17 protein-coding genes and 1 pseudogene are annotated in these 26,767 nt (G+C 70.7%); 8 read left to right on the top strand and 10 right to left on the bottom strand.

Annotated elements, in window-relative coordinates; translation table 11 throughout:
* Positions 1–549, bottom strand: a pseudogene (locus AB0J52_RS02945) (N-acetylglucosamine-6-phosphate deacetylase); the annotation flags it as partial.
* Between the two features lie 651 nt (positions 550–1,200).
* Between AB0J52_RS02945 and AB0J52_RS02940 the strand changes: the two are divergent.
* Positions 1,201–1,941 (top strand): GntR family transcriptional regulator, encoded by a 741-nt coding sequence (locus AB0J52_RS02940; RefSeq protein WP_500179859.1) that lies wholly within the window; start codon positions 1,201–1,203, stop codon positions 1,939–1,941.
* A 75-nt stretch (positions 1,942–2,016) separates the two neighbouring features.
* Positions 2,017–3,369 carry a PTS transporter subunit EIIC gene (locus tag AB0J52_RS02935; RefSeq protein WP_500179858.1) on the top strand — a complete coding sequence of 451 codons (1,353 nt, stop codon included), beginning with the start codon at positions 2,017–2,019 and terminating at the stop codon, positions 3,367–3,369.
* A gap of 511 nt (positions 3,370–3,880) precedes the next feature.
* Here AB0J52_RS02935 and secA read toward each other — a convergent pair.
* Positions 3,881–6,727 (bottom strand): preprotein translocase subunit SecA, encoded by a 2,847-nt coding sequence (gene secA / locus AB0J52_RS02930; RefSeq protein ID WP_500179857.1) that lies wholly within the window; start codon positions 6,725–6,727, stop codon positions 3,881–3,883.
* Between the two features lie 187 nt (positions 6,728–6,914).
* Between secA and AB0J52_RS02925 the strand changes: the two genes are divergently transcribed.
* Positions 6,915–7,250 carry an HGxxPAAW family protein gene (locus AB0J52_RS02925; protein ID WP_500179856.1) on the top strand — a complete coding sequence of 112 codons (336 nt, stop codon included), beginning with the start codon at positions 6,915–6,917 and terminating at the stop codon, positions 7,248–7,250.
* Between the two features lie 351 nt (positions 7,251–7,601).
* Here the strand turns inward: AB0J52_RS02925 and AB0J52_RS02920 are convergent, their stop codons facing one another.
* From AB0J52_RS02920 to mtrA, 7 genes are all read right to left on the bottom strand, one after another.
* Positions 7,602–8,867 (bottom strand): winged helix-turn-helix domain-containing protein, encoded by a 1,266-nt coding sequence (locus AB0J52_RS02920; RefSeq protein ID WP_500179855.1) that lies wholly within the window; start codon positions 8,865–8,867, stop codon positions 7,602–7,604.
* Positions 8,868–9,885: 1,018 nt separating this feature from the next.
* Positions 9,886–10,554: a response regulator gene (locus AB0J52_RS02915; protein WP_117358784.1), complete on the bottom strand. Its 669-nt coding sequence runs from the start codon at positions 10,552–10,554 to the stop codon at positions 9,886–9,888.
* Between the two features lie 1,856 nt (positions 10,555–12,410).
* The gene (hpf, locus tag AB0J52_RS02910; protein ID WP_500179854.1) at positions 12,411–13,088 is read right to left on the bottom strand and encodes a ribosome hibernation-promoting factor, HPF/YfiA family; all 678 of its coding nucleotides are present in this window, start codon (positions 13,086–13,088) and stop codon (positions 12,411–12,413) included.
* A 689-nt stretch (positions 13,089–13,777) separates the two neighbouring features.
* Positions 13,778–13,945, bottom strand: coding sequence for a phosphoribosyltransferase family protein (locus AB0J52_RS02905; protein WP_500179853.1), 168 nt, complete (start codon positions 13,943–13,945; stop codon positions 13,778–13,780).
* 1,709 nt (positions 13,946–15,654) lie between these two features.
* Positions 15,655–17,403 carry an LpqB family beta-propeller domain-containing protein gene (locus tag AB0J52_RS02900; protein WP_500179852.1) on the bottom strand — a complete coding sequence of 583 codons (1,749 nt, stop codon included), beginning with the start codon at positions 17,401–17,403 and terminating at the stop codon, positions 15,655–15,657.
* 113 nt (positions 17,404–17,516) lie between these two features.
* The gene (mtrB, locus tag AB0J52_RS02895; protein WP_500179851.1) at positions 17,517–19,220 is read right to left on the bottom strand and encodes an MtrAB system histidine kinase MtrB; all 1,704 of its coding nucleotides are present in this window, start codon (positions 19,218–19,220) and stop codon (positions 17,517–17,519) included.
* A 14-nt stretch (positions 19,221–19,234) separates the two neighbouring features.
* On the bottom strand, positions 19,235–19,912 hold the full coding sequence (mtrA, locus tag AB0J52_RS02890; RefSeq protein ID WP_026415706.1) for an MtrAB system response regulator MtrA: 678 nt from the start codon (positions 19,910–19,912) through the stop codon (positions 19,235–19,237).
* A gap of 541 nt (positions 19,913–20,453) precedes the next feature.
* On the opposite strand from mtrA, the gene AB0J52_RS02885 reads away from it, so the two are divergent.
* From AB0J52_RS02885 to AB0J52_RS02865, 5 genes are read left to right on the top strand one after another with little or no spacing between them, the layout of a single operon-like run.
* Positions 20,454–21,452, top strand: coding sequence for a hypothetical protein (locus tag AB0J52_RS02885; RefSeq protein ID WP_500179850.1), 999 nt, complete (start codon positions 20,454–20,456; stop codon positions 21,450–21,452).
* Between the two features lie 5 nt (positions 21,453–21,457).
* Positions 21,458–22,135: a DUF4129 domain-containing protein gene (locus AB0J52_RS02880; protein ID WP_500179860.1), complete on the top strand. Its 678-nt coding sequence runs from the start codon at positions 21,458–21,460 to the stop codon at positions 22,133–22,135.
* Positions 22,129–23,394: a DUF4350 domain-containing protein gene (locus tag AB0J52_RS02875; RefSeq protein ID WP_500179849.1), complete on the top strand. Its 1,266-nt coding sequence runs from the start codon at positions 22,129–22,131 to the stop codon at positions 23,392–23,394. The genes AB0J52_RS02880 and AB0J52_RS02875 overlap by 7 nt, the downstream gene beginning before the upstream one ends.
* Entirely contained in the window at positions 23,391–24,572 is a 1,182-nt protein-coding gene (locus AB0J52_RS02870; protein WP_500179848.1) for an AAA family ATPase, read from the top strand. The genes AB0J52_RS02875 and AB0J52_RS02870 overlap by 4 nt, the downstream gene beginning before the upstream one ends.
* Positions 24,572–25,864: a DUF58 domain-containing protein gene (locus AB0J52_RS02865; protein WP_500179847.1), complete on the top strand. Its 1,293-nt coding sequence runs from the start codon at positions 24,572–24,574 to the stop codon at positions 25,862–25,864. Before AB0J52_RS02870 ends, AB0J52_RS02865 begins: the two co-directional genes overlap by 1 nt.
* Positions 25,865–25,952: 88 nt before the next feature.
* On the opposite strand, the gene AB0J52_RS02860 is transcribed toward AB0J52_RS02865, so the two are convergent.
* Positions 25,953–26,767: stage II sporulation protein M (locus tag AB0J52_RS02860; RefSeq protein WP_500179846.1), on the bottom strand; the 815-nt coding region annotated here is incomplete at its 5' end.

Raw genomic sequence — 26,767 nt, 5'->3', positions numbered from 1 at the left:
GGCGTCCAGTGCGCCGGCGCGCTCGGGGGCGAGCGTGACCAGCTTGACCAGGCCCGTCTCCAGCAGCGTCGCGATCTTCTCGGGCGTCGGGTCGGTCAGGTGCGCCGGGTTGTGCGCGCCCTTGCGCTTCTCCGACAGGAACGGGCCTTCGAGGTGGACGCCCAGGATCCGCGTCCCGCGGCCCGCCAGCGCCGGCAGCAGCTCCCGCGTGCGGCGCAGCGCGGCGGCCTGGACCTCGACGGGCGCGGTGATGAAGGTCGGCAGGAAGGACGTCACGCCGGTCTCGGGGAGGCGCTCGACGACCGTCCGCCAGCCGGTCTCGTCGGCGTCGACCATGTCGTACCCGAAGAAGCCGTTGACCTGCAGGTCCACCAGGCCGGGGGCGAGCAGGCCGTCCTCCAGGTGGACGTCCGCGCCGTCCGGGCGGCCCTCGCCCGCCGCGGCGATGACGCCGTTCTCGATCCGGACGTGGCCGGGCGAGACCACGCGGGTGGGACCCTCCGCGGGGGAAAGGATCATGCGGTTCGCGGTGATCAGAAGACTTGCCATCGGGACGCGCTCTCCGTGACGCCGGGTTCGCCGGTCGTGTCCGCCACGACTGGTCTAGTCCGGTCTGGACCAGTACGCAACATACCCGACATGCGCCGCAAAGCGATAGGGCGAGGACGCCGGCCGAGCGAGGACCCGCCGGTCATGAGCCCGCAGAGCCCGCCCGCCCCTTCACGCCCTCGCCCTGACGCCGATCACGGACCCGGGGCCCGGTTCCTTCATTCTGTACTTAACGATCTTCACGTTCGCCATCGGGACGCCGCCCTCCCACCCCGGCGACTCGAACTCGGAGAGTCGCAGGCCGACTACTGACGGCCCGTCCCCCCGGAGGGCGCATTACCGTTCTTCGCGACCCGAGCGCAACCGGTCATGAATTCGCTTATAGCGAACAAGGACCGCCAAGGCCGGGGCGGGCGGGCTCGAAGATGTCCGCACGCGGCCGCCACGTAACCCCGTCCCCGCCGACGATCCGGCACTTGACCTGCGGCGATGCGCGATCTTGGGCGACCTCTCCGCAATCCGGACGTTACGCATCTGTGAGTTGACACACGTCGAAATCGTGTGGTCTAGTCCGGACTAGACCAGTACATACCGAGTCGATCCGGACTCCCGCCGGCCGGCCATCGGCCCGGGCTCCCCTGAGGATCCCCCGTGACGACCATTGACCCGAACAGCCCCGTCCCGAAGTACTTCCAGCTCAGAGCCATCCTGCTGGACATGATCGAGAGCGCCGAGCTCCCGGTGGACGCCTCCATACCGTCCGAGCGCGAACTGTGCGCGCGGTACGGGCTGTCGCGCATGACCGTCCGGCAGGGCGTCGACCAGCTCGTCTCCGAGGGACGGCTGTACCGCGTGCCCGGCAAGGGCACCTTCGTGGCCCGTCCCAAGATCGAGATGCCGCTCCGGCTGGTCTCGTTCACCGAGGACATGCTCGCGCGCGGGATGCGCCCCGGCGCCATCGACCTGGACCGCCGCACCGTGCCCGCCGACGCGCGCCTCGCCCGCGCCTTCGAGGTCGAGCTCGGCACCCCGATCCACATCGTCGAGCGGCTGCGCACCGCCGACGGCGAGCCCATGGCACTCGAAAGGGCGCATATCCTCGCATCGCTCGCGCCCGACCTGCTGGACCGGCGGCTCGCCGACCGGTCCCTGTACGGCGTCCTCGAGGCGGTGTACGGACTGGTCTTCGACGCGGGCGACCAGACGATCGACGCCGGGCTGGCGGACGCCACCGACGCCCGCCACCTGCAGATCCCCCGCGGCAGCGCCGTGCTGCTGCTGCGCCGGCGATCCTTCACCAACGGGACCTGCGCCGAGCTCGGCGTCTCCACCTACCGTGCCGACCGCTACCAGGTCCACACGGCGCTGGGCCACCCCCCGACCCGTTCCTGACCTCCGGTAGCCGCGGGCCGCTCCGACCCGCCGCCGGCACCACCCCGCAATGACCGAGGAGAGGAATCACCCCTGATGAGTTCCATCGCCGCGGCGGAGGGCTCGGCCGGGCGCAAGCCCTGGTCGGCGGCCTTCGCCGTCCTGCAGCGGATCGGCCGCAGCCTCATGCTGCCCATCGCCGTCCTGCCCGCCGCCGCCCTCCTGCTGCGCTTCGGCCAGCCGGACATGCTGGGCGCCGACGGCCTCGGGTGGGTCCGCGTCGCCGAGATCGTCGGTGAGGCCGGCAACGCCCTGTTCGCCAACCTGCCGCTGCTGTTCGCCGTCGGTGTGGCGATCGGCTTCGCGAAGAAGGCGGACGGCTCGACCGCCCTCGCCGCCGTCGTCGGCTACCTGGTCTTCGACCACGTCTCGAAGATCATGTTCTCGCACACCTCGCAGCTCAAGGCGAACGTGCTGATCGACAAGGTGGCGGACGGCAAGACCACCTCGGTCATCGACTGGGGCGCCAAGAACCCCACCGACGTGCTCGGCGGCATCCTCATCGGTGTCGTGGCCGCCCTGCTCTACCAGCGGTTCTACCGGGTGAAGCTGCCCACCTACCTGGCCTTCTTCGGCGGCCGCCGGTTCGTCCCGATCGTCACCGCCGTCGCCGCCCTGGTGCTCGGTGTCCTGATCGGCTTCATCTGGCCGGTGTTCGGCACCTGGCTGACCGACTTCGGCAACTGGATCACCGGCGCGGGCGCGCTCGGCGCGGGCACCTACGGCGTCGTCAACCGCCTGCTGCTGCCGTTCGGCCTGCACCACATCCCGAACTCGCTGGTCTGGTTCGTGTTCGGCACCTACAACGACAACGGCACCGCCGTCCACGGCGAGATCAACCGCTACCTCGCCGGCGACCCGCACGCGGGCGGCTTCCTCGCGGGCTTCTTCCCCGTCCTGATGTTCGGCCTGCCCGGCGCGGCCCTCGCCATGTGGCGCGCCGCTCCCCCGCACCGCCGCAAGGCCGTCGGCGGCATCATGATCTCCGCCGCGCTCACCGCCTTCGTCACCGGCGTGACCGAGCCCATCGAGTTCGCGTTCATGTTCGTCGCGCCCGTCCTGTACGGCGTGCACGTCGTCCTGACCGGCATCTCGATGGCCCTGCTGGAGGCGCTGCACGCCCAGCTCGGCTTCGGCTTCTCCGCGGGCCTCATCGACCTGCTGCTGAACGCCAGCAAGAGCAACACCAAGGGCCTGGCGCTCATCATCGGCCTCGGCGTCGTCTACTTCTTCGTCTACTACTTCGTGTTCAAGTTCCTGATCGAGAAGTTCAACTTCGCGACGCCGGGACGCGAGCCGGACCCGGACGAGGCCGTGGACGCCCCCGCCGAGAAGGCCCCGGCGGACAAGGCCAAGTCCTCCCGCAAGCAGGAGGAAGCGGCCAAGTAGCACCCCGGCCGGACCCAGCCCACGAGTCCGGCCCTCCCCGAGGCTCTCCCACCCCCTATGGGAAGCAGGCCTCACCCCGACGGCGGGGCGCCCAGCGCCCCGCCGTCGGCTTTTCCGCACGCTCTCCGCCGCTCCTCCCCAGGTCAGACGGCGGAATGACCAACGCGCCGCACCGGACGCGGCCACATCACCGTGCAACCCCGGTGTGTGGCGGCGCATCGGTACGGCGGAGCGGGGGCTACCTGGACGCCGAGACGTCCGCTACGGCGGAGGCCCGGCGAGTAGAGGGTGTAGTAAGGCGCGACTAGCCCAGCGGACGCCACTGTGTGGCCTCGGGGAGAGGCCCTCTGTGGGGCGTCGTTGAGCCCGATCCCCTGTGTGGCGCCCTCGGGACAGTCCCGGACTGAGTTCGCGCGACCGCAATCCGGGAGGGTCGTCGGCTCGGGAGTATCCAGCCCCGGAAAAGGGGACGGCCCCGGTCTGGTGAGACCGGGGCCGCTTCGAGCAGGTGTCAGTTGTTGCTCGGGTCGCCGTGGCAGCGCTTGTACTTCTTGCCCGAGCCGCAGGGGCACGGGTCGTTGCGGTTGACGCCCGCGTACGGGTCGTCGACCTCTTCGCTGTGGTGCTCGACGCCGCCCTCACCGTCGACGGTGGGGGCGCTGTACTCCAGCTTCTTCGGGCGCTGGGGCTCCTGGAGGCCCTTGGCCTTGACGACCGGGGCCTCGTCCTGGGCCTCGTCCGAGGGCTCCTCGTCGGCCGGGACGGTGTCCTCCAGGGCGACGGGGTTGGCGCCGACCTGCGGGGCCGGGGGCTGCTCCTCGACCTCGACCTCGAGGTTGAAGAGGTAGCCGACCGACTCCTCCTTGATGCCGTCCATCATGGCGTTGAACATGTCGTAGCCCTCGCGCTGGTACTCGACCAGCGGGTCGCGCTGCGCCATGGCGCGCAGGCCGATGCCCTCCTGGAGGTAGTCCATCTCGTAGAGGTGCTCGCGCCACTTGCGGTCGAGGACGGAGAGGATGACGCGGCGCTCCAGCTCGCGCATGACCTCCGTGCCGAGCTCGGCCTCGCGCTTCTCGTAGGCGGCCTGGGCGTCCTCGCGGATCTTCTCGGCCAGGGTCTCGGCGTCGAGGTTGGAGATGTCGCCGCCGACCTCCTCGACCAGGCCGTCCACCGTGAGGGAGATCGGGTAGAGCTGCTGGAACGCCTTCCAGAGCTTGTCCAGGTCCCACTCCTCGGCGAAGCCCTCGCCGGTCGCGCCCGCGACGTAGCCGTTGGCGACCTCGTCGATCATGCGCCGGACCTGGTCCTGCAGGTCCTCGCCCTCGAGCACCTTGCGGCGCTCGGCGTAGATGACGACGCGCTGGCGGTTCAGCACCTCGTCGTACTTCAGGACGTTCTTGCGCATCTCGAAGTTCTGCTGCTCGACCTGCGACTGGGCCGACTTGATCGCGTTCGAGACGATCTTGGACTCGATCGGCACGTCGTCCGGGATGTTCAGGCGGGTCATGATCGCCTCGACCCGGGCCGAGTTGAACAGCCGCATCAGGTCGTCCTCGAGGGACAGGTAGAACCGGGACTCGCCCGGGTCGCCCTGACGGCCGGACCGTCCGCGCAGCTGGTTGTCGATGCGCCGGGACTCGTGCCGCTCGGTGCCGAGCACGTACAGGCCGCCGGCCTCGACGACCTCCTCGTGCTCGCCCTTCACGGCGTCCTTGGCCTTCTCGAGGGCCTCGGGCCACGCCGACTCGTACTCCTCCGGAGTCTCCAGCGGGGACAGCCCGCGCTGGTGCAGCTCCAGGTCGGCGCGGAAGTCGGGGTTGCCGCCGAGCATGATGTCGGTGCCTCGGCCGGCCATGTTCGTCGCGACCGTGACGGCGCCCTTGCGGCCCGCCTCGGCGACGATCGCCGACTCCGCGTCGTGGTGCTTGGCGTTCAGCACCGCGTGCGGGATGCCGCGCCGCTTGAGCATCTTCGACAGCCGCTCGGACTTCTCGACCGAGGTGGTGCCGACCAGGACGGGCTGGCCGTTCTCGTGCCGCTCGGCGATGTCGTCGACGACGGCCTCGAACTTGGCCTGCTCGGTCTTGTAGACCACGTCCGCCTTGTCCATGCGGACCATCGGCTTGTTGGTCGGGATCGGCACGACGCCGATCTTGTAGGTCTTGTTGAACTCCGCGGCCTCGGTGTCGGCCGTGCCGGTCATGCCGGACAGCTTGCCGTAGAGGCGGAAGTAGTTCTGGAGGGTGATCGTGGCGAGCGTCTGGTTCTCGTCCTTGATCGACACGCCCTCCTTGGCCTCGATGGCCTGGTGCATGCCCTCGTTGTACCGGCGGCCGTGCAGGATGCGGCCGGTGAACTCGTCCACGATCAGGACCTCGCCGTTCATGACGACGTAGTCCTTGTCGCGCTTGTACAGCTCCTTGGCCTTCAGGGCGTTGTTCAGGAAGCTGACGAGCGGGGTGTTCTCGGCGGAGTACAGGTTGTCGATGCCGAGCCAGTCCTCGACCTTCTCGACGCCCGACTCGGTGATGCCGACGGTGCGCTTCTTCTCGTTGACCTCGTAGTCGCCGGGGCCGTACTCGTCCACCTGGCCGGCGGTGCTGACCAGCTCGGCGCGCTTCAGCCGCGGGACGATCTTGGAGAACTCGCCGTACCACTTGGAGTTCTGCTCGGCCGGGCCGGAGATGATCAGCGGCGTCCGGGCCTCGTCGATGAGGATCGAGTCGACCTCGTCCACGATCGCGTAGTTGTGGCCGCGCTGGACGAGCTCGTCCAGGCTCCAGGCCATGTTGTCGCGCAGGTAGTCGAAGCCGAACTCGTTGTTGGTGCCGTAGGTGATGTCGGCGGCGTACGCGACCCGGCGCTCCTCGGGGGTCATCTGCGGGAGGATGACACCGACCTCGAGGCCCAGGAACTGGTGGACGCGGCCCATCCACTCGGCGTCGCGCTTGGCCAGGTAGTCGTTCACGGTGACGACGTGGACGCCCTTGCCGGACAGCGCGTTCAGGTAGGCGGGCAGCACGCAGGTGAGGGTCTTGCCCTCACCGGTCTTCATCTCGGCGATGTTGCCCAGGTGCAGCGCCGCGCCGCCCATGACCTGGACGTCGTAGTGGCGCTGGCCCAGGACTCGCTTGGCCGCCTCGCGGGCGGTGGCGAACGCCTCGGGGAGCAGGTCGTCCAGCGATTCGCCCTCTTCCAGGCGCTCGCGGTACTTGTCGGTGAGCTCGCGCAGTTCCGCGTCGCTCATGTCGACGAAGTCTTCCTCGATCGAGTTGACCTGATCCGCGAGCTTCTTGAGCTTGCGCAGGGTCTTGCCTTCGCCCGCGCGAAGGATCTTATCGATGACTAGCGGCACTCTCGGAGGCTCCTTGCAGATCGTGGGTCACCGCCGACCGGCGGCACGCACACCACACGTACGATGCCATCGTAGGCGAGACTCAGAATGGTCTAGGTCACCCTGCGACGCAATCCCGGCCCGCGTTCGGCCCTCCGGCACCGGTCCGGGACAATCATCCTGAACACTCTGAGGGGAGGGGCCCAAATTGTCCGATGAGTACGGCTCACACGCCGGCCGGCCGAGTTCCTGGCTGGCGGTCAGCGTGATCTTCGCCGGCTTCGCCGTAGGCGGGGTGGCGCTCTGTCTGGGACCGCAGTGGGTGATGTTCTGGGTCGGAGCCGCCATCGTCGCGCTCGGCCTGGTGCTGAGCGCGCTCGTCCACCTGTTCTCCGACGTCGTGGTGGACGCGCCGCGCGTCATGCCGGAGATCGTGGACTACTCGGTCTTCGGCAGCCGCACGAGCAAGCGCCGCGGCGGCCTGGCCGGCGAGACGACCGCCAAGCCGGTCAAGTCCGACACCGAGCGCACCCCGCACGGCTGAGCTTCACCCCCCGTCCCGCCGGAGCGGCGCCGCCGCGCCCGGCGAGGCGGCCGCCCGGCCGTCGCGACCGTCCGGCCCGCCGGACCTGGATCCACGTCCCTCTCCCCGAGCAGGGACGTCCTTCCAGGCCCCGGCGGGCCGACGCGTTTCCAGACCCCGTTCGCTGAACACGGCAACACGCCGGCATCCGCACCGGACGGCCCGCCGCCCGGCGCTCACCCGCGAGACGGACACGCCGCCCGCCCCCTCAAGACCGACACGCTCGAACCTTCCCAGCATTCAGCGCGCGTCCAGGACCAAAAGCCCATCCCGCTCAATCCGGGGGGCGAGCACGAGCGGACCGACGCGGGCTCATCCTCCTTCGACGAGCCGCTTGATCTCCGGTTCGGCGCGTTCGACCCGGATCGCGTCGCATCCCACCCACTCGGCCGCGGCGCGGAGCGCCACGCGCAGCGCCTCGGCGCCCTCTTCGATCCGCGCCGCCGACCTGGTGAAACGCGGTTCGAGGGAGACCTGGCGCGCGACGAGGGTCGTCCCTTCGCGGGCCGGGTCGACGCGTCCGACGAGGCGTCCGCCCGCGAGCAGCGGCATCGTGAAGTAGCCGTGGACCCGCTTTGCCTTCGGGACGTACGCCTCCAGCCGGTGGTCGAACCCGAAGACGCGAGACGTCCGCGCCCGGTCCCAGACCAGGGAGTCGAACGGCGACAGCAGTGTCGTGACGTGCCTGCCGCGCGGCGGCGCCGCGAGCGCCTCCGGATCGGCCCACGCCTGGTGCCGCCAGCCCTGCACCTGCACCGGGACCAGCCCGGACGCCTCGATCACCGCGTCCACCTGCTCGCCCTTGAGCCGGTAGTAGTCGGCGAGGTCCGCGCGGGTCGCCACGCCGAGCGCCCGTCCCGCCAGCCGGACGAGCCGGGTCAGGCAGGCCGCGTCGTCCGGGTCCTGACCGTAGAGCTCCGCCGGGACCACCCTTTCGGCCAGGTCGTAAACTCGCCGCCAACCGATCCGCTGGACGCAGGCGACCTCCCCGACATCCCAGAGCCACTCGATGCCGATCTTGTGGTCGCTCCACTGCCACCAGTCGCCGCCGGCCTTCGCGCCGCCGAGCTCCTTGGTCGTGAGCGGCCCCTCCGCCTTGAGCTTCGCGCGGATCTCGTCGCACACACCGTCCGGCACCTTGTGCCAGCGCAGGCCCTTCCGCTGGTACTGCCGCCGCCGGAAGGCCAGGGTCGGCCACTCCTCGATCGGCAGGATCGACGCCGCGTGAGCCCAGTACTCGAACGCCACCGGCCCGTTCGCCTTCCGCCCCTGCCCGGACGGCCGAGGAGCACCGGCGTCGCCGCCTCCCCCCGTCTCGCGGGAGGGCGGCGCCCAGTAGGCGCTCTCGACCTTCTCCCGCCCGACGGATCCCAGCCGCGCGTACGGAACGAGCTCATGGGACCGCGCGAGCACCGAGATCGTGTCCAGCTGGACGGCTCCGAGCCGCGACAGCATGCCCGGCACGCCGCCGCGCCGGGCGTCCGCACCCAGCAGTCCCTGCGCACGCAACGCGAGCCGCCGCGCCTCGTCCGCGCTCAGCTCCGCCTCGGCCTTGTCGGGGGTCATCGTCTTGGTCACGCGGCGATCGTAGGCCACAACACCGACAAACCCCACACACCGGTGTCGCCAACCCCACCCCCACCCCCCGCCACCTGCACTTTCACCCAAGTCGAAGGCACATCCCCCGAACGCGCCCCCACTCGCCCGAATGAGAACCCGCCGCGCCGCCACCAGCCAGACTCAGCCCGCAAGGACCACCGATCGTCCCGTCCGCCCCCAGTTGCCCGATGGCCGCGCCAGCCAACCTCAACTCAACAGAGCTACGCGGCAACCAATGACAACAGCACCCACCCCTGCTGATCCAAACTCCAGCAACGCGTCACCAGGCAGCCCGAAAAACCACGGGGCTCACCTGAAAGGCATTCCTCCCGCCACCACGCCCCCTCAAAGCCGACAAGCCACCCATTCGCGAGACAACGGTTTCCGAGCCCGCGCCGCCCAGCCGGGCGCAGAGAGAGGTGGCACCGGAATGGCGGACGAAGAGCTGAAGCCCTGACTGCCCACCACCCAGACCAGTGCCCTCCGCCCATAACGATGCCGACGACGACAGTGAGCACCAAGCGGAGACAGCGGTGTGGGCGACCAGCGAACGCCCGCAGCCTCCCATCACCGCACAGCACCGCCGAGCGGATACAGAAGGAGGTGACACCAGGGTGGCAGGCGAAGAACTGGAGTCCTAGCTGACCAAAGCCCAGACCAGCGCGCCTCAGGCCACGGCGACGACGGCGAGTACCAGCGCAGACGTGCGGCGCGGGCAGCCGACGCGCGACCCTCCAGTCCCGTTACCGCACCGCAGCGCCGCGCATGAGCGGTCCAAGCGGGTGCAGAGGGAGGGGCAGCGGGATAGCCGGTGAAGAGCGGACGCCCTGCTGACCACGCCCAAGCCAGCGCGCAACGACGGTTAGGACCAAGCCGAGACAGCGGTGTGGGCGACCGGCGGACGCCCGTAGCCTCCCATCACCGCGTCACACGGCCGCGCGCGAGCAGATCGCCGTGCGGCGATTCGGCTTCCTCACCATCCGCTGGTCGGCAGACGTCAGGTGATTTCTAGAAGCTTCTCTCGGACCGCGTACACCACGGCCTCCATCCGGGAGTGGAGCTGGAGCTTCTCCAGGATGTTGCGGACGTGGTTCTTCACGGTGTTCTCGCTGATGAACAGCTCGCGGGCGATCTCCCGGTTGCCGAGTCCGCGGGCGACGAGACGCAGGACCTCCATCTCGCGGTCGGTCAGCCGCGGCGCCGGAACCTGCTGGGTCCGCTCCTCGCTGCGCTTGGCGAGCGAGGCGAACTCGGTGATGAGCTTGGACGCCATGGACGGGCTGATCAGCGACTGGCCGCCGTGCACCGCGCGCACCGCCTGCGGGACCTCGTCGATCGAGATCTCCTTGAGCAGGTAACCGCTGGCCCCGGCCTTGATCGCCTCGAAGAGGTCCTCCTCCTCGTCGCTGATCGTCAGCATCACGATCTTGGCGCTGGGCGCGGCGTCCTTGATCGCCGTGCAGGCCTCGATGCCGCTGCGCCGAGGCATCCGGATGTCCATGAGGACGACGTCGGGCAGCAGGTCACCCGCCATCTGGACGGCCTCGTGCCCGTCCCCGCCCTCACCGATCACCTCGATGTCCGGTTCCGCCTGGAGCACCATCTCCAGGCCCCGCCTGAACAGGGCGTGATCGTCCACGATCAGTACCCGGATCGGATCCCCCACCTGCGCATCCTCTCCCTGCGCGCCGCCGGCCGACGTCTCCGCGCTCCCACGCGCGCCGCCGCCCGGACCACCGCTTCCGCTACCACCGGCCGAGGCGCCACCACTCCGGCCCCGAGCGCCGCTCGCTGACCCACCGGAGACCATGACGGGTGGAACCGCCCTGGCCACCGCGCCGCGTCCCGAAACACCGCACGCCGCGCCGCCGACAAGAACCGCGCCAGCCCGACTTCCGGCCAGAACCTTGCCGACTGCGCGTCCGACCAGGACGCCGCCGGACGCCCCACCATCGGCGACCGCACCGAGCATGCCCTCAGCATGCACCTCGTCGTGCGCATCTTCTGGGGCCGTCGCATGTTCGCGCTCGCCCACAACTCTCTTCGGCGAGACCGCGCCTACACGCGCACCGCGGTCCTGCGTACGACCGGCCGTGCCACGACCGTCCACCACCAGCTCACGACCATTCAAGACAGGGCCGTCCGCCTCACGATCGGCCTTCGCCACATCAACCGGCGCACACCCACCCAACGAACGAACGTCCGAGCCAGATCCCCGCACGCGAGGATTCTTCAAGTCGCGTCGCCGCATACGTGCCCACCGCCGGCCCCCTCTGCTCGGACGCCCGCGCTTAGCGAGCAGGCGCGGAACCGAGCTCAGAACGTCCAGCTGCCCCTCAGCGAACCGCACGTCACCCAACTGCCGCAGGGAGTCGCCCAATGCAGCGCCGCATTCGGAGCCCTGCACGTGCCGGACGACCATCACCTGCTGCGGGCCGCCGGGCGCGGATGCGGCTTCCCCGCGCGCCACAAGGGCCGCACGAAGCGTGGGCGACATATGAGCCGCCGAGCGGGCCACACGGGAGAAAGCGGCGGAAGGCAAGTCGCCGGAGAGGGCCGACACAGCCACGTTGCCGCAGCACGAGGGCAGAACGGCCAAAGACTCAGAGCGCGAGGAATGAGCGGCCAAGGACGCACGCCGGGGAGGCGGGACGAGCGCGGATGCAGGGCGCGAAGGGACCGAATCGCGCAAAGGCTCGGAGTGCCAAGACAGGGCAGGCAACGACGCACAGCCGAGAGGCAAGGTCGGCGCCGAAGCCTCGCGCCTGGGAACCGGCACAGGCACGGCATCGCGGCGGCGAGGCGAGACGGGCGACGACACGCTGCGCGAAGGGCCCGGGCCAGGAAGAGACTCGGAGTGCGAAGACGGAACGGGCAACGGCGCGCGGCCGGGAGACAGCGTTGTCACCAAAGCGTCGTGCCCGGGAACCGGCGCGGGAACGGCCTTGCGGCGGCGGGGCACAACGGGCAACGGCGCGCGGCGCGGAGGCTGCGCGGGAGCCGAAGACTCGCGCGGGGGAAGCGGGGTGGGCCGGAGCTCTCGGCGGCGAGGAGGGGCCGGCGACGGCCCGGGGCGCAGGGGCCGGGTGGTCGCCAGGGGCTCGTGTCGGGGAAGCGGGGCGGGGACGGAGGTGGGGCGCGGAGACAGGGCTGGGGAGCGGGTGGCGGCGGGGGCGGGCGGGCACGCGCCGGACGGGGCGGGGCCCTGCCGGCGCGGCGGCGCGGGGGCGCCGCGAGCCTCGGGGTTCTCGCTCACCAGAGTCGCGGCGTGGAGGTGAACGCCGCTTCCCCCCTTCACTGTCAGTGATCCGGGTCGGCCGGAGGAACCGGAGGCCGGTGTCGCCCCCGGGGGAACGCTTGACGTGGCAGCGAGTGGACCGGTGGAGCGGAGCGGCCCCGGAGGCCGCTCCGCTCCACCGTCCCGGGGTCGGCGGGCGGATCCGCCGCCGCCGTCACGGCTTGCTGGTAACGCCTTTCTAGATCATGACATGATCCGGGCGGTGACGTGACGCAAGTGCCACATCACTCTTCGACAAGACGGATGACTCCGTAGTCCCAACCCCTTCGCCGGTACACCACCGTCGGATGACTGGTGGCCTTGTCGCGGAACAGGTAGAAGTCGTGGCCGACGAGCTCCATCTCGAACAGGGCCTGCTCGATGCCCATCGGCTCGGCCTTGTGGAACTTCTCCCGGACGATGACGGGACCGTCACCCTCCATGGGGATCGGTACCAGGTTCTCGTTGAGCTCGGTCGCCACGGCCTCGTAGCCGTCCATCTCCGCCTCGGCCTCGCCGGACGGTTCGGACTCCCGGGGCGGGGCGGTCGCGACCGCTGCGGGAAGGTCCTCGGGCAAGGGCTCCATCGCTGCGGCCTTGCCCTTGCCCCGGCCTCCGTTGTGGGCCTTGCGGCGCTCGGAGTCGCGGCGCAGTCTGGACTCGAGCTTGTCGAGGGCCAGGTCGAGAGCGCCGTACCGGTCGTCCGCCGCGGCCTCCGCACGGATCACCGGCCCCCGCGAGCGGATGGTCAACTCCACCCGTTCGCGCTGGTCGGCGAGGCGCGGGTTCCGCTCCTGCGACACCTCCACATCCACGCGCATGACCCTGTTGTTCAACCGCTCGATCTTGGCGAGCTTGGTGTCGACGTGCTGCCGGAACCGATCGCTGACGTCGGTGTGCCGGCCCCTGACGATGATGTCCACGCGGGACCCCCCTTCTCCCGGTTGCGAGGTTCGTCCAGGAGGGGGCTCGATCCCACCTCCGGACGCCACAGCTCGGTGGGTCGCACCCGCCCGGCCGACCTGGTCTTCGTCCCCACATCCGCCTGCCGAGGGGCTCGCGGCTCTATCGCCACTACTGCCCTTCTCCCGTTTCGGGGGATGTCGGATCCCCCGGCGGGGCAGGACTTACCTCTAAGGCGCACCGTGATCGGTCGACGAGAAGTCGCCTTACGTGGGCCGTTTCGCCTGCGCCTGGCATCGGCTAGCCGGACCGCATCACGCGCTCGCGACGAGCGCTGCGATCCAACGCAACCACGGACCCGGGCGGGTGCCATGTCAGGAACGCTAACCCCTTACGCCACGAATGTCAGGGGGGTGAACGGAGGAAAAACTCACGTACGGTCATCGACGCTCCCAGGTTTCGGACCCCGGAGAGCTCTCCTGAGACTCTCTCCGCGCCCGGGAGCCCCGTGCGCACAGGGGTTCCCGCGGATCACTCCACTGCAGGTCAGAGCACTGTTCCGGCGGGGTGAGTTTGAAAATATCTACCTCCCTCCTGACCGGCTGTGACTGTTGAATCCACAACTAATACGCCCTCTCCTGACAAGCCGGACACGAAGTTGTCACGGTAGGTAGCTACCTGACGTGCCGAGGATCTCCCGTGAAGAAAGTCACCCTCCGTTGAGGAACCGTCGCGGAGTCGCCGCGACCGTGGCCGCGCCCACCACCTCGGCGCCCGCCTGCCGAAGCACCCGCACCGCCTCCGCCAACGTCGCTCCGGAGGTCACCACGTCGTCCACCACCACGACGCGCCACCCGGCCAGAGGCCCGTCAGCCACCGCCTTCCGCGCCGCGACGCCTTCGACCACCCGGCTTTCGCCAGCCCTGCGTCGCCCTTGCCCATCGCCTGGTCCCCCGCCCCCAGAACCTCCAGCCCGTCCATCGCCTGAGCCGTCGCCCCTGGCTGCGCCAGGAGCCAGGTAGGCGTCGGAAGCCAGGTACGCAGCACGTTCCGTTCGGTCGCCCCGCCCCACGCCACTCTCGTGGACGCGTTCTAAGGCGGTCCCGGGTAAGAGGTTGAGGTCCCGTTCCGAGGGAGGCCGGTCCGGCTTTCGTCCTCCGTAGGCCTCCCGCGATTGCAGCTCGGTTGGCCTTCCGCGTCCAACGTCTCCCGCGCGGCCAGCGTCTCCAGCCCTCGCCGCGCCACCAACAACCCCGGCCTGTCCGGCACGACCGCCGATTCCGGCATCACCAGGACTCTCGACGCACCCCGCACCCCCGGCGACTTCGTCGCTTTCTCCCATCCGGTGGTTGGCGAACCTCATCGGGAAGGTTGGCGCGGTGCTCGGCGGCTCGTTGCCCCGTGAACCCGGCCTCGGCCTCCATGGCTTGTTCCAGCCGGGAGTGGGCTGCTGTTCCGCTTCCGAGCACACATCTGCCTCCTCGTCCGTTCTCGGTGCTGGGTTCGGGCCGATCGTCTTCGGGTCGCCTTCAAGGTCTTCTGGACGTAAAGCGTCGATGACGTAGTTGGCCCCAGGGGCCGGGTCGCCGTGTTTTGTGCGCAGCAGACGCAGCTCACGGCGGGAGATCGCCATGGCGCCGGTCATGTTGGCCTTCCGTTCGGCCTGGCCAAGGGCCGCCTGGTCGGCCACGGCCCGCCGATGGCGGAGCAGGGGCGCGCCGACCACGGGAAACCCCTCGGCGCGGAGCTCTCGGACGGCCGCGGCCGCCATACGGCGAGTCGGATCGTGCCCTCGCTTGCGTACCGAGGGCGCGGCGGAGGGGACGGGCACCACGATCACCGGCTCGCGCCCCTGCCACCAGAACACCGCCGCGTCCGACCGCTCCACAGCACCATCCCGTCCGCCCTCAGGACGCTCGCCAGGAACGGACACAACAGCGCGATACGCAGGGAGGACAGTCGCAGAGGCCTCTGAAGGGGGCGAAATCGCGGGGCGGTCGAGCGTCCAGGCAGCGAGCCGGGTCGGCGACCGATCGTCGTACCAGGTGGGAGGCGGAACGGGCGGCGGCTCCGCGTCGAGCGACAGGACGGACTTGATCGCGGTGGCGAGCGCGCGGCCCAGCGGCCTGGCCAGCCCGGTGCGACCGGATTCCTTGTGGGCGGCGATGAGAGCCCGAATGGGGCCTTCATAGGACGTCACAGCCCACACCGGAGGGTTGAGGGTCGCCAGCCCCGCAGTGGGCACAGGACGAGCCGGAAGGGCCAAGGGAGCGGCGCAGGACGAGCACAGCAGGCCCCTGGCGGCACGGCAGCCGGCGCAACGCTGCGGCAGCAGCAGGTCGAGCAGATCGTGTACGAACATGCATTCGACGATGCCGCCCGCCTCCACCTGATCACCAGCTCACCAGCGATCTGTGGATAACTCGGCCAGCAGGACCGTTTCCGCAGGATGCGGCCTTACCAGAGCCCCAGGGCGGAGGGCGCCCGAGACCTCGGCGCGGTCCCTGGCCGCGCGACCTCGTGCAGACGACCCGTCAGGCGGGTCGCCAGTTGGCCGACGAGCGGCGGGAGTCCGTCAGTGCCTGGTCAGAAGGCGTAGGTGGGGTCGCTGCCTGCGACGTTGCAGACCCACTCGCTGTCGCGGTCACGGTAGGCGGACTGATGGCAGACCAGGCGCTGGCTGGAGCTCTTCGTGCCGATCAGCACCGGCCCGCCCGGAATGGCCGCGATGCTGAGGGGTTCTCCCAGGGAGCCGACCCCGAGCGAGGTGACGGCGGAGCCGTCCACCGGCATCAGGTACGGCAGCACCTGGGTGTCGGAGGTCTTGCGTCCGAGGACGGCGAGGGTGTTGTAGTCCCGCCACGACAGGTCGTCCGTTTCGGCGAGCTCGGAGCTGACCGGCACGAAGGACCCCGCGTCGATGTGGTCGCCGCTCCCGGAGATCCGCCCGACCTGGACCTGCTTGGAATTGTCGATCTTGGCGACGACCGCGACGCGGACGCCGTCGCGGGCGACCTGGAGGGCGTAGATCTCGCGGCCGTCCAGGCCCCAGTGCCAGACCGGCTTCAGCGGTTTGCCCCGCTCGCGCTTCCAGAGCATGGACTTGCCGGGGCTGGTCTCGACCGTCCACAGGGTGCCCTGCCGGTCCCAGCAGGGCGGGGTGAACCGCCCTTCCGGGTCCCGGGCGGCGCGCAGCACGCGCGGAACCCCGCCGGAGGTCAGATCGGAGCTCAGGAGCTGCTTGCCGTCGGGGCTGAGGCCCACGACCTCACGCTGGGTCGGGGAGACCGCCGGACGGGTCATCCGCCCCGGCGCGCTCGTGACGACCGGCATGGACAGGAAGTTGTTCAGGCCCAGCGTGGACAGGTGCCCCGCCGCCCCGACCATGTACGCGCGGTGGTCGACGCCGACGGGGCCGTCGGGGGTGTTCGCCTGCCAGTCGTTGAAGGTCTGGATCTCGTTCTTGCCCTCGGGCGTCACCACGCCGCGGCCCTGGATCCGCAGCCGCCACTGCTTGATCTCCGAGACCTGGCTGAGGCTCCAGGCGAGCTGGGCCGACATCTGCTCGACGTTGCCGCTCGCCGCCTCCTTGCTGAGGTCGACGGTCGCGACGTCCTTGTCGAGGCTCAGGTCGACCAGCTTGGTGCCGTGCGGGAACGCGCTCCAGACGGCGCCCCTGAGCCAGGACGTCGGACCGGAGATGACCGCCTGCACGAGGCGCTGCGGGAGATCCTCGCGGTTCACCAGGGGAAGGAAGACCCCGTTGGGGACGAGCGTCTGCTTGTCGGGGGCGAAGTAGTACAGGTTGAACGTGCGGAAGACCTGCTCGACGTCGCTCTTGTTGAGCAGCATCGTCTGGCCCAGCGCGTCCGGCAGGGCGGAGATGCGCCACTGGTGCTGCGCGTTGCGCGTGAGCTGGTAGTCGGCCTGGACCTTCTTCTGGATGGCCGTGTACTGGCCGTCGGTGGTGATGATGCCGAGCTGCGTGCCGTTGATCCGGACGGTGACCTGGTCGCCGGAGCCGCTGACCTTGGGCTCGGGACGGTCGTCGAACACCGCGATCGACGGCCGGGCGCCCGGCCGCCAGCCGTTGGGGTTGGCCAGGTACTCCTTGGCGACCTTGTGGTCGTCGTCGAAGCTGGCGGAGGCCGCCAGGAAGCCGGAGACGATCTCCTTGGGGGACCAGTCGTTCTGCGGGGCCACCGGGATGAGCCGCACGTAGGACTCGTCCGCGTGCTCCGCCCGCTCCTGCGACTTGACGGACGTGACGCGTCCGCCTCCGGGCAGGGTCGCGCAGCCGCACGCGCCGATCGTGAGCGCCGCGGCGGTCGCCACCGCCGCGGGCCTCTTCAGGGCGCCTCCCAGCCAGCGGGACGGGCTTCCCAGGCATTTACGCACTACTGAGGCCTCCCGTGCCGCAGGAGTGGTTCCAGGACGAGGGGCCGTCATCAGTCCCCCGCCTCCAGCTCGGCGAACAGAGGCCGCGAAACGCCCGCGCCCGGGGGGACGAGCGGCAGGGGCGAGCCGCGCAGCTCGGCTCCGGCGGTGCGCGGTAGCGAGAGGCGGAACTGGGAACCGTGGCCGGTCTCGCCCCATGCCTGGAGCCAGCCGCCGTGGAGCTGGGCGTCCTCCTTGGAGATCGACAGGCCGAGGCCGGTGCCGCCGGTCGTGCGCGCGCGGGCGGGGTCGGCGCGCCAGAACCGGTCGAAGACCATCTGGCCCTCTCCCGGCTTGAGGCCGACACCATGGTCACGGACGGTGACGGCCACGGCGTCCCGGTCGGCGGCGACGGACACCACGATGTCCTCGCCCTCGCCGTGCTCTACGGCGTTGACCAGGAGATTACGAAGGATGCGCTCGACACGGCGCCGGTCCACTTCGGCCATGCACGGTTCGCCGGGGAGCTGCAGGACGACCTTGGAGCCCTTGCGCTCGGCGAGCCCTTGGACGTCGCCGACCGTGCGCAGCACGAGGTCGCGCATGTCCAGGGACTCGGCGTCCAGGGTCGCGGCTCCGGCGTCGTGGCGGGAGATCTCCAGCAGGTCGGCCAGCAGGGACTCGAAGCGCTCCATCTGGCTCTGGAGGAGTTCGGCCGAACGCCTCACCGCCGGGTCGTCGAACGTGTCGCGGTTCTCGTAGAGCATGTCCGCGGCGATCCGGATGGTGGTCAGCGGCGTGCGCAGCTCGTGCGAGACGTCCGACACGAACTGGCGCTGCACCTGCGACAGGTCCTCCAGCTCCCGGATCTTCTCCTGGAGGTTGGCCGCCATGTCGTTGAAGGATCTGGCCAGCCGGGCGAGGTCGTCCTCCCCGCGCACGCGCATGCGCTCTTCCAGCCGTCCGGCCGCGAGCCTCTGCGCGCCCTGCGCGGCGAGCCGCACCGGGATGACCACCTGGCGGGTCACCAGGGACGCGATGGCCGCCAGCAGCAGCACCAGCACGACCCCGACGCCGGCGAGGGAACGGCTGACGATGGTGAGGGTGTGCTGCTCCTGCGTCAGCGGGAACAGGTAGTAGACCTCGTAGTGGCTCGTCTTGCCGGCCACGATGAGACCGCGCTCCGACGCCCTGTGGCCGATATAGGACAGTTTTCCGTACGTGTAGGCCCGAGTACCCGCCGTCCCGCTCCGCAGCTCGTCTCTGAGCCTCTGGGGGACGCTCTGGGACCGCAGCTCGTTGGTCGCGTAGCCGTCGATGTACGGCTGGGTGGTGTCGCGGACGTAGACCTCGTAGAGCCCGGACGGCCCGCTGCGCGACTTCAGCCCGTTGGCGGCGCTGCGGAGCCGGTCCCCGCTGTCGTTGGAGACCCCCACGTCGCGCTGGAGGCTGCCCAGGCCCTCGTCCAGCTGCCCGAGGGCGGCCTTGGTCTTGCCGTCCATCAGCGCGGTGGTGATCTGCTGCATCAGGAAGAACCCGAGGATCGCCACGACGATCGCCGAGATGCACAGGGTGGACGTGACCACCCTGACCTGGATGGACCGCCTCCAGCGCGTGTACGCGGCGCTCGCGGCGCGCTGCGCGACCCGGCGGCCCCGGCCGAGCGACCGCCGGACCGGCCACCAGACGGCACGCCGGACCCGCCCGGCCGTTCCGGGAACGGCGGCGGGCGCGACGGCCGGTGCGGCCGGGGCTGCGGGGGCCGGAGGGGTCATCGGGGGCGGAGCCGTCAGGCCGGGCCGGCCTTGTAGCCGACGCCGCGCACGGTCACCACGATCTCCGGGCGCTCCGGGTCCTTCTCGATCTTGGCGCGGAGCCGCTGGACGTGCACGTTCACCAGCCGGGTGTCGGCGGCGTGCCGGTAGCCCCAGACCTGCTCGAGCAGGACCTCGCGGGTGAACACCTGGCGCGGCTTGCGGGCGAGCGCGACCAGCAGGTCGAACTCCAGCGGCGTCAGCGGGATGTGCTTGTCGCCCCGCTTGACCGAGTGCCCGGCCACGTCGATGCCGATGTCCCCGATCTGCAGGGTCTCGGGAGCGGGCTCGTCGGTGCGGCGCAGGCGCGCGCGCACGCGAGCGACGAGCTCCTTCGGCTTGAACGGCTTGACGATGTAGTCGTCCGCCCCGGACTCGAGGCCGAGGACCACGTCCACCGTGTCGCTCTTCGCGGTGAGCATGACGATGGGCACGCCGGACTCCGCGCGGATCTGCCGGCAGACGTCGATGCCGTCCGCGCCTGGGAGCATCAGGTCGAGCAGGACCAGGTCGGGCCGGGTTTCCCGGAACGCCTCCAGGGCCTTGTCGCCGTCGTGGACGAACGACGGCTCGAAGCCCTCGCCCCTCAGCACGATGCCGAGCATCTCGGCCAGCGCGAGGTCGTCGTCGACGACCAGTACACGTCCTCTCATGGCCCTCATCGCTACAAAGTCGGAGACGGGTGGACAGCGCGGCGACCGCAGCACGGCCATGCCACGCCAGGTAGAGGTATGTCCTGGCGTGCAAGGTTACCTGTCTTTGCCGAATACATGACCCCTCCCACGTCGTGCTTCACTCCCCGGACACCGCAGGGCCCAGGAAGTCACCAACGGGCTTTCAAGTCCGCCATACCCGCTCCTTGCCTCGGCGCAGAGGCCGGATTTTAAACAGGGGCTCCTGAAGAGCTCTCAGGATTGACCGTTTTCGTATGTATACCGCTCTCGGCGTCCTCGGATACCGCCGCCGGGGCCCGAGAAGGCCGCCGCCGACACCCCTCCCCGCTGGAGGCGATAGCACGCGTACCGCCCGTATGGGCGGGCGTCCGGGCACTTCTTGAGCCGGTATGGCCGCATCATGGCAGGATGGCCCGACACACGGACGGGTCAGGGAGCGTGCATGGCGGAATCGGGCGGCGGGAGGCGTCTGGTGCCGCGTGGGGCCGAAGTGCCGTTCCGGCCTATCTCGATCTCCGAAATGCTGGACGGCGCCATCGCCGGAATCCGGCACAGCACCCGGACCGTCCTCGGGATGTCCGTGGCGATCTCGACGGTCGTCCAGGTGACCGGATCGGTCATCGCGTACTACTTCATCGGCCGGGAGGCCCGTGGCGAGGTCACGCCCCGGGTCCTGCTCCGGTCGGTCGGGGCGCAGGTGACGCTGGGCGGGATCGACCTGGCGCTCACGGCCTTCGGGATCCTGCTCCTGGCCGGGCTGCTGGCCCCCGTCCTCGCGCGCACGATGTTCGGCCTGGAAATCTCCCTGCGGCAGGCGTGGCAGGACGGGCGGGGCAGGTTCGGACGGCTTTTGCTCATGGCCGCTGTGGTGACCGTGGCGTCCCTGGCGGCGCTGGCACTACCGATCCTGCCGTTCGCCATGGCCGTCGCGGGAGACGCGCACCCGGCCGTGGGAGTGCTTTCCGGCCTGTTCGGCTTCCCGGCGGGGCTGGTCCTGATGGTGTGGACGTACGTGCTGCTCGTCCAGAGCATCCCTGCCCTGGTCATGGAACGGCAGGGAATCGGCAGGGCGCTCACGCGCGCGCGACGGCTCTCGAAAGGGCGCTGGTGGCGGACGTTCGGAACCCTGCTGCTCGCCATGCTGGTAACGGTCTTCATGGGGTTCTTCGCGTTGCGGATCCCGTTCCTGATCGCGCAAGTGGTGCTGTTCGGCGGTTCCGGCTCCAGCAGCGACCAGGTGCTTCCGGCGCTGGCCCTGGACACGGTCGGACGCATCGTGAGCTGGTCCGTGGTGCTGCCGTTCGACGCCGGGGTGATCGCTCTGCTGTACATGGACCGTCGGATGCGCCGTGAGGGCCTTGACCTCGATTTGGCGACGCGTCCCGCCCCCGAGGGCGATGACGACTTTCTCGACCTCTGGAGCCCCACAGCGCCGTCCCGGCCCACGCCCTATGGCCCGCCGGTAGCCCCCGGGACCGGCTCTGCGCCCGGCGCGTCGTACAGGCAGGGGGCGCCTTGATCGCCATGCTCCTGGATCCGCCCCCTGTGGACCGGGACACCGCGCGCGAACTGGCCAGGCGGGAGCTGGAGAAGCCCGTTTACCAGCGCGACAAGGCGTCCTGGCTTGAACGCACGCTCTCTCGCTTCGCCGATTGGCTCCATGACCTGTTCTCCCACGCCCAGACGCCGGACGCCAAGGGCGGGGGCACCGAGGGCTGGGTGTCCATCGCCGTGATCGTCCTTCTCGTGATCCTCGCCGCGGCCGTCGTGTTCTGGCTGATGCGCGGCGGCCGCAACCGCAGGTCCAAGGACGAGGCGCTCCTGGACGACGAGCCGTCCACCTCGGCCGACCACCGGGCCGAGGCCGAGCGCCTCGCCGCCGCCGGAGCCTGGCCCGGGGCCATCCGGGAGCGGCTCAGGGCGATGGCCCGTGATCTTGAGGAGCGCGCGATCCTGTCCCCGCGGCCGGGCCGGACCGCCGACGAACTCGCGACGGAGACCGGGACCGCGATCCCCGAACTCGCCGGCGACCTCCGGACGGCCGTCCGGATCTTCGACGACGTCTGGTACGGCGACCGGCCCGGTAGCGCGGAGGAGTACGCCCGCGTCACGGCCGTTGACGACCGCTTGCGCTCGACGAAGCCGAAGGCGCTCGACGACGCGGACCTGCTGCCCGCCGACGGCTGGAGCTCGCGGTGGTGACCACGGTGGAGCCGACGGCGGGGCAGGTGGCCGGACGGCGGTGGCGGTCCGCGCGCGGCATCGTCCTGGTCCTGCTGTGCGTGGTGGTCGTCGGGGTGGTCCTGGCGGCCCTCAAGCCCTCGCGGAAGCCGGACGACCTGGATCCCGGCTCACCGAAGCCCGGCGGCGCCCGGGCGCTCGCGGAGATCCTCAAGAGCCGCGGGGTCGGCTTCGACGTCTCGCGCGGAGCGGCGGACGCCGCCGCGAAGGCGGGCGCGGGGACGATCTTGGTGGTGACCCGTCCGGAGCGCCTGACCCCCTCGGACCTCGACCGGCTGCGCGGTTCGGCGGGCGATCTCCTGCTCGTGGAGCCGGGCCGGGAGACGCTGGCGGCGCTCGCCCCCGGCGTCGAGCAGGACGGCCCCACCTTCGTCTCCCAGGCGGACCCGCAGTGCGGGCTGCGGGGTGCGACGCTCGCCGGGACCGTCGCGTTCGGCGAGTCCCAGACCTACACCGCGCCGTCGGGCGCGACCGGGTGCTACCCGCAGTCGGGCAAGCCGCGTCTGGTGCAGTATCAGGCCGGTAGCCGGACGGTGACCGTGCTCGGCGCGGCCCGTCCGCTGACCAACGGGTACCTGACCGACGAGGGCAATGCCGCACTCGCGATGAACCTGGTCGGAGCACGGTCCCAGGCCATCTGGCTCATCCCGGACGTGCACCGTGACCGGTCCGGCGAGCAGGCCGGAGACCGCACGCTCGCCGACCTGCTCCCCCGTGGGGTCAAGCTGTTCTTCCTCGGCCTGGTGCTCGCGGTGGTCCCCATCGCCCTGTGGCGGGGGCGCAGGCTCGGGCCGGTGGTGGCCGAGGCGCTCCCGGTGGTGGTGCGTTCGGCGGAGACCGTCACCGGCCGAGCCCGCCTCTACCGTGCGCACCGTGCGCGCGGGCGCGCGGCAGACGCCCTTCGCGCGGGCGCGCGAGACCGGATCGTTCCTCTGCTCGGGCTGCCGCGGACCGTCGCCCAGGCCCTCCCCGCCCAGGACCCGGGGGCCGTCCGCGAGGTCGTCACGGCTGTCGCGGCGCGCACCGACCACGACGAGCGGACGGTCGCGGCCGCGCTGTACGGTCTTGCTCCCGGCGCCACCTCCCCTTACGGACCTTCCGGGTATCCCGGAGAGTTCGGGCAGGCAGGACCTGCCGGAGCGGAGCCCGCGGACGACGCCGCGCTGCTCGCGCTCGCCGACCTTCTCGACGACCTGGAAAGGCAGGTACGCCAGTCATGAGCCAATCGGCCCCGCTCGGCTGGGACGGGGAGCCCGCTGGGAACGCCTCAGGAGCGCCCTCGGCGCCGTCCTCGGGAGAGCCCGCCGCGCGCCCCGCCGGAGCCCCGGGCGCGGACGCCACGGCCGTCGACCACTCGGCCGCGGCCCTGTCGGACTCCGTTCCGGTGGACTCCTACCCGGAGGGCCCGGGGCGTCCGGGAGGCTCTGGCGCGGGCGGTTCCGGCGGTTCGGGGGGCACGGACCCGCGGGCGGCCCTCACCGCCCTGCGCGGGGAGGTGGCCAAGACCGTCGTCGGACAGGACCCGGTGGTCACCGGCCTGGTCATCGCATTGCTGTGCCGTGGCCACGTGCTGCTGGAGGGCGTCCCCGGCACCGCCAAGACGCTGCTGGTGAAGACCCTCTCGCGCGCGTTGGACCTGGACTTCAAGCGCGTGCAGTTCACGCCCGACCTGATGCCGGGCGACGTGACCGGGTCCCTCATCTACGACAACCGCACCGCCGAGTTCGAGTTCCGCGAAGGCCCTGTCTTCACCAACCTGCTGCTCGCGGACGAGATCAACCGGACGCCGCCCAAGACCCAGGCCTCCCTTCTGGAGGCCATGGAGGAGCGGCAGGTTTCGGTGGAGGGCACCGCGCGCGCTCTGCCGAACCCCTTTGTCGTGTGCGCGACCCAGAACCCGATCGAGTACGAGGGCACCTATCCCCTGCCTGAAGCCCAGCTCGACCGGTTCCTGCTGAAGCTGACCGTGCCGGTGCCCACGCGCGACGAGGAAATCGCGATGCTCCAGCGGCACGCGGCCGGATTCGACCCGCGCGACCTGTCCGCGGTTCGCGCGGTGGCTGGGGCGGAGGATCTGGCGGCTGGACAGGCGGCGGTGAGGACCGTCCATGTGGATCCGAAGGTCGCCGCCTATGTCGTGGACCTCTGCCGAGCCACCCGTCAGGCCCCGTCCCTGCAACTCGGTGTTTCCCCGCGAGGCGCGACCGCACTGCTGGCGACCTCGCGCGCGTGGGCGTGGCTGATGGGCCGCGACTACGTCACGCCGGACGACGTCAAGGCACTCGCACGTCCGACCCTGCGGCATCGCGTCCAGCTCCGGCCCGAGGCGGAGCTGGAGGGCGCGACCGCCGACGGCGTGCTGGAGGGCATCCTCGCCCACGTCCCCGCTCCCCGCTGATGGCGCTGACCGGACGGCTCGGGCTGCTGGCGCTCGCCGCGGCCTTCGTCCCCCTGCTCGTGCCCAGCGGAGCCGTCCTGCTGGGCCTGTGGGGCATCCTCCTGGTCGGCGTCGTCGTCGACCTGTGCCTGGCGGGAAACGTGCGGGGGCTACGTTTCCACCGGGAAGGCGACACGCGCGTGCGCCTGGGAGAGACGGCGAACGCCGCGCTGATCGTGGAGAACACCGGTAAACGGCGCGTCAAAGCCATTCTGCGGGACGTGTGGCCGCCGTCCGCCGGGGTTTCCCCGCGCAGGACGAAAATCAACGTGCCCGCTGGGGAACGCCGCCGGATCGACCAGACCTTCACGCCCACGCGACGCGGCGACCGCAAGGCCGTGACGGTCGTGGTCCGCTCAGTGGGGCCACTCGGCCTTGCGGCACGCCAGCTATCGCGTTCCGCACCCCACACGCTTCGCGTTCTGCCCGCCTTCCCTTCCCGGCGGCATCTGCCCTCGCGGCTCGCCCGCCTGCGCGAACTGACCGGCTTGCAGGCGACGATGATCCGGGGCCAAGGCACCGAGTTCGACTCCCTGCGCGAATACGTGGTCGGCGACGACGTCCGCTCCATCGACTGGCGCGCCACCGCCCGGCGCGGCGACGTGGTCGTCCGGACGTGGCGTCCCGAACGCGACCGGCGCCTGTACCTGGTCCTCGACACGGGCCGCACCTCGGCCGGACGCCTCGGGGACATTCCCCGGCTGGACTGCTCGATGGACGCGGCGCTGCTGCTGGCGGCTCTCGCCTCGCGCGCGGGCGACCGGGTGGACCTCCTCGCCTACGACCGGACGGTCCGCGCGCGTTGCGAGAACGCCTCCCGCACGGGACTGCTGTCGGCGATGGTCGAGGCCATGGCTCCGCTGGAGCCCGCCCTGATCGAGTCGGACGCCGCGGGGATGGTCTCCGCGGTCATGTCCCGGGTCCGCCGACGCAGTCTGATCGTCCTGCTCACCGAGCTGAACCCGGCCGCCTTCGAGGAGGGCCTGCTGCCGCTGCTGCCCGGCCTGACGGCGCGCCACCTCGTCATGGTCGCGGCCGTCTCCGACCCGGCGGTGGACGAGATGGCCGCCGCGCGAGGAGACATCGCCGCCGTCTACGACGCGGCCGCCGCCGAACGCGCACGCGCGGACCGCCGGCGCCTCACCGCCGAGCTCCGCTCGTTCGGTGTGGAGGTCGTGGACGCTCCGCCGGACCGCATCGCTCCCGCCCTGGCGGACGCTTATCTCGCGCTGAAAGCCGCCGGCCGCCTCTAGCGGAGGCTGTGCCGAGGACGGCTACGGGGTCCTTGGCCACCACTGCCGCGGATGAGCCTTGGGGGCCGGGGGGCGTCCTATTGCGTCCTCAGCCGACTGCGGGAGCCGCCGCGGGCTGATCCAGGGAGTCCCCGGTCTCGCCCGAGCGGACCGCACGGCGACCCAGGATGACGACGTAGGCGAGGAAGGTGGTTTCGGCGATGACCCCGATGCCGACGCGAAGCCACGTCGAGTGCACGTAACCGGTGACGAAGCCCTCGATCAGCCCGGAGACCAGCAGGACGCCGATAAGGCCGAGCGCGATGCTGGCCAGTGCGCGGCCTTCCTCGGCCAGGGCTCGTGCGCGCGTGCGCGGGCCCGGGTCGATGATGGTCCAGCCCAGCTTCAGGCCCGCGCCGCAGGCGAGGTAGACGGCCGTCAGTTCGAGCAGGCCGTGCGGCAGGATCAGCCCGAAGAACACGTCCCCCTTGCCGTAGGCGAACATCAGGCCCGCGTTGACGCCGAGGTTGAGCTGGTTGGTCAGCAGGACGAGAACCGTCGGAATGCCTAGCAGGATGCCGAAAATCAGCGCCGTCGCCGATACCCACGCATTGTTGATCCAGACCTGGAATGCGAACGACGCCGCAGAGTGCTCGGTGTAGTAGTTGGCGAAGTCATGGTCGACGAGATCGCGGATCTCATGGGGAGCCAGGAGCGTCGCCTGAACCGCGGGATTGTGCACGATCCAGATGGCGAGGGCCAGGGAGAGCAGGTTGCCCAGGAGGGCGTTCCCGCCCCACCACCAGCGCAGCCGGTACGCGGCGGCGGGAAACGACACCGTGATGAAGCGCGTCATGTCCCGCCACATGGGGGCCTGCGCGCCCGCGACGGCCGCCCGTCCGCGCGCGACGAGCGAGGACAGGC

Origin of the sequence: Spirillospora sp. NPDC049652 (genome assembly GCF_040675125.1) — a bacterium.
Taxonomy (GTDB): domain Bacteria; phylum Actinomycetota; class Actinomycetes; order Streptosporangiales; family Streptosporangiaceae; genus Spirillospora.
The sequence above is the reverse complement of the archived record's forward strand: the minus strand, read 5'-3'. Positions and strand labels throughout refer to the sequence as shown.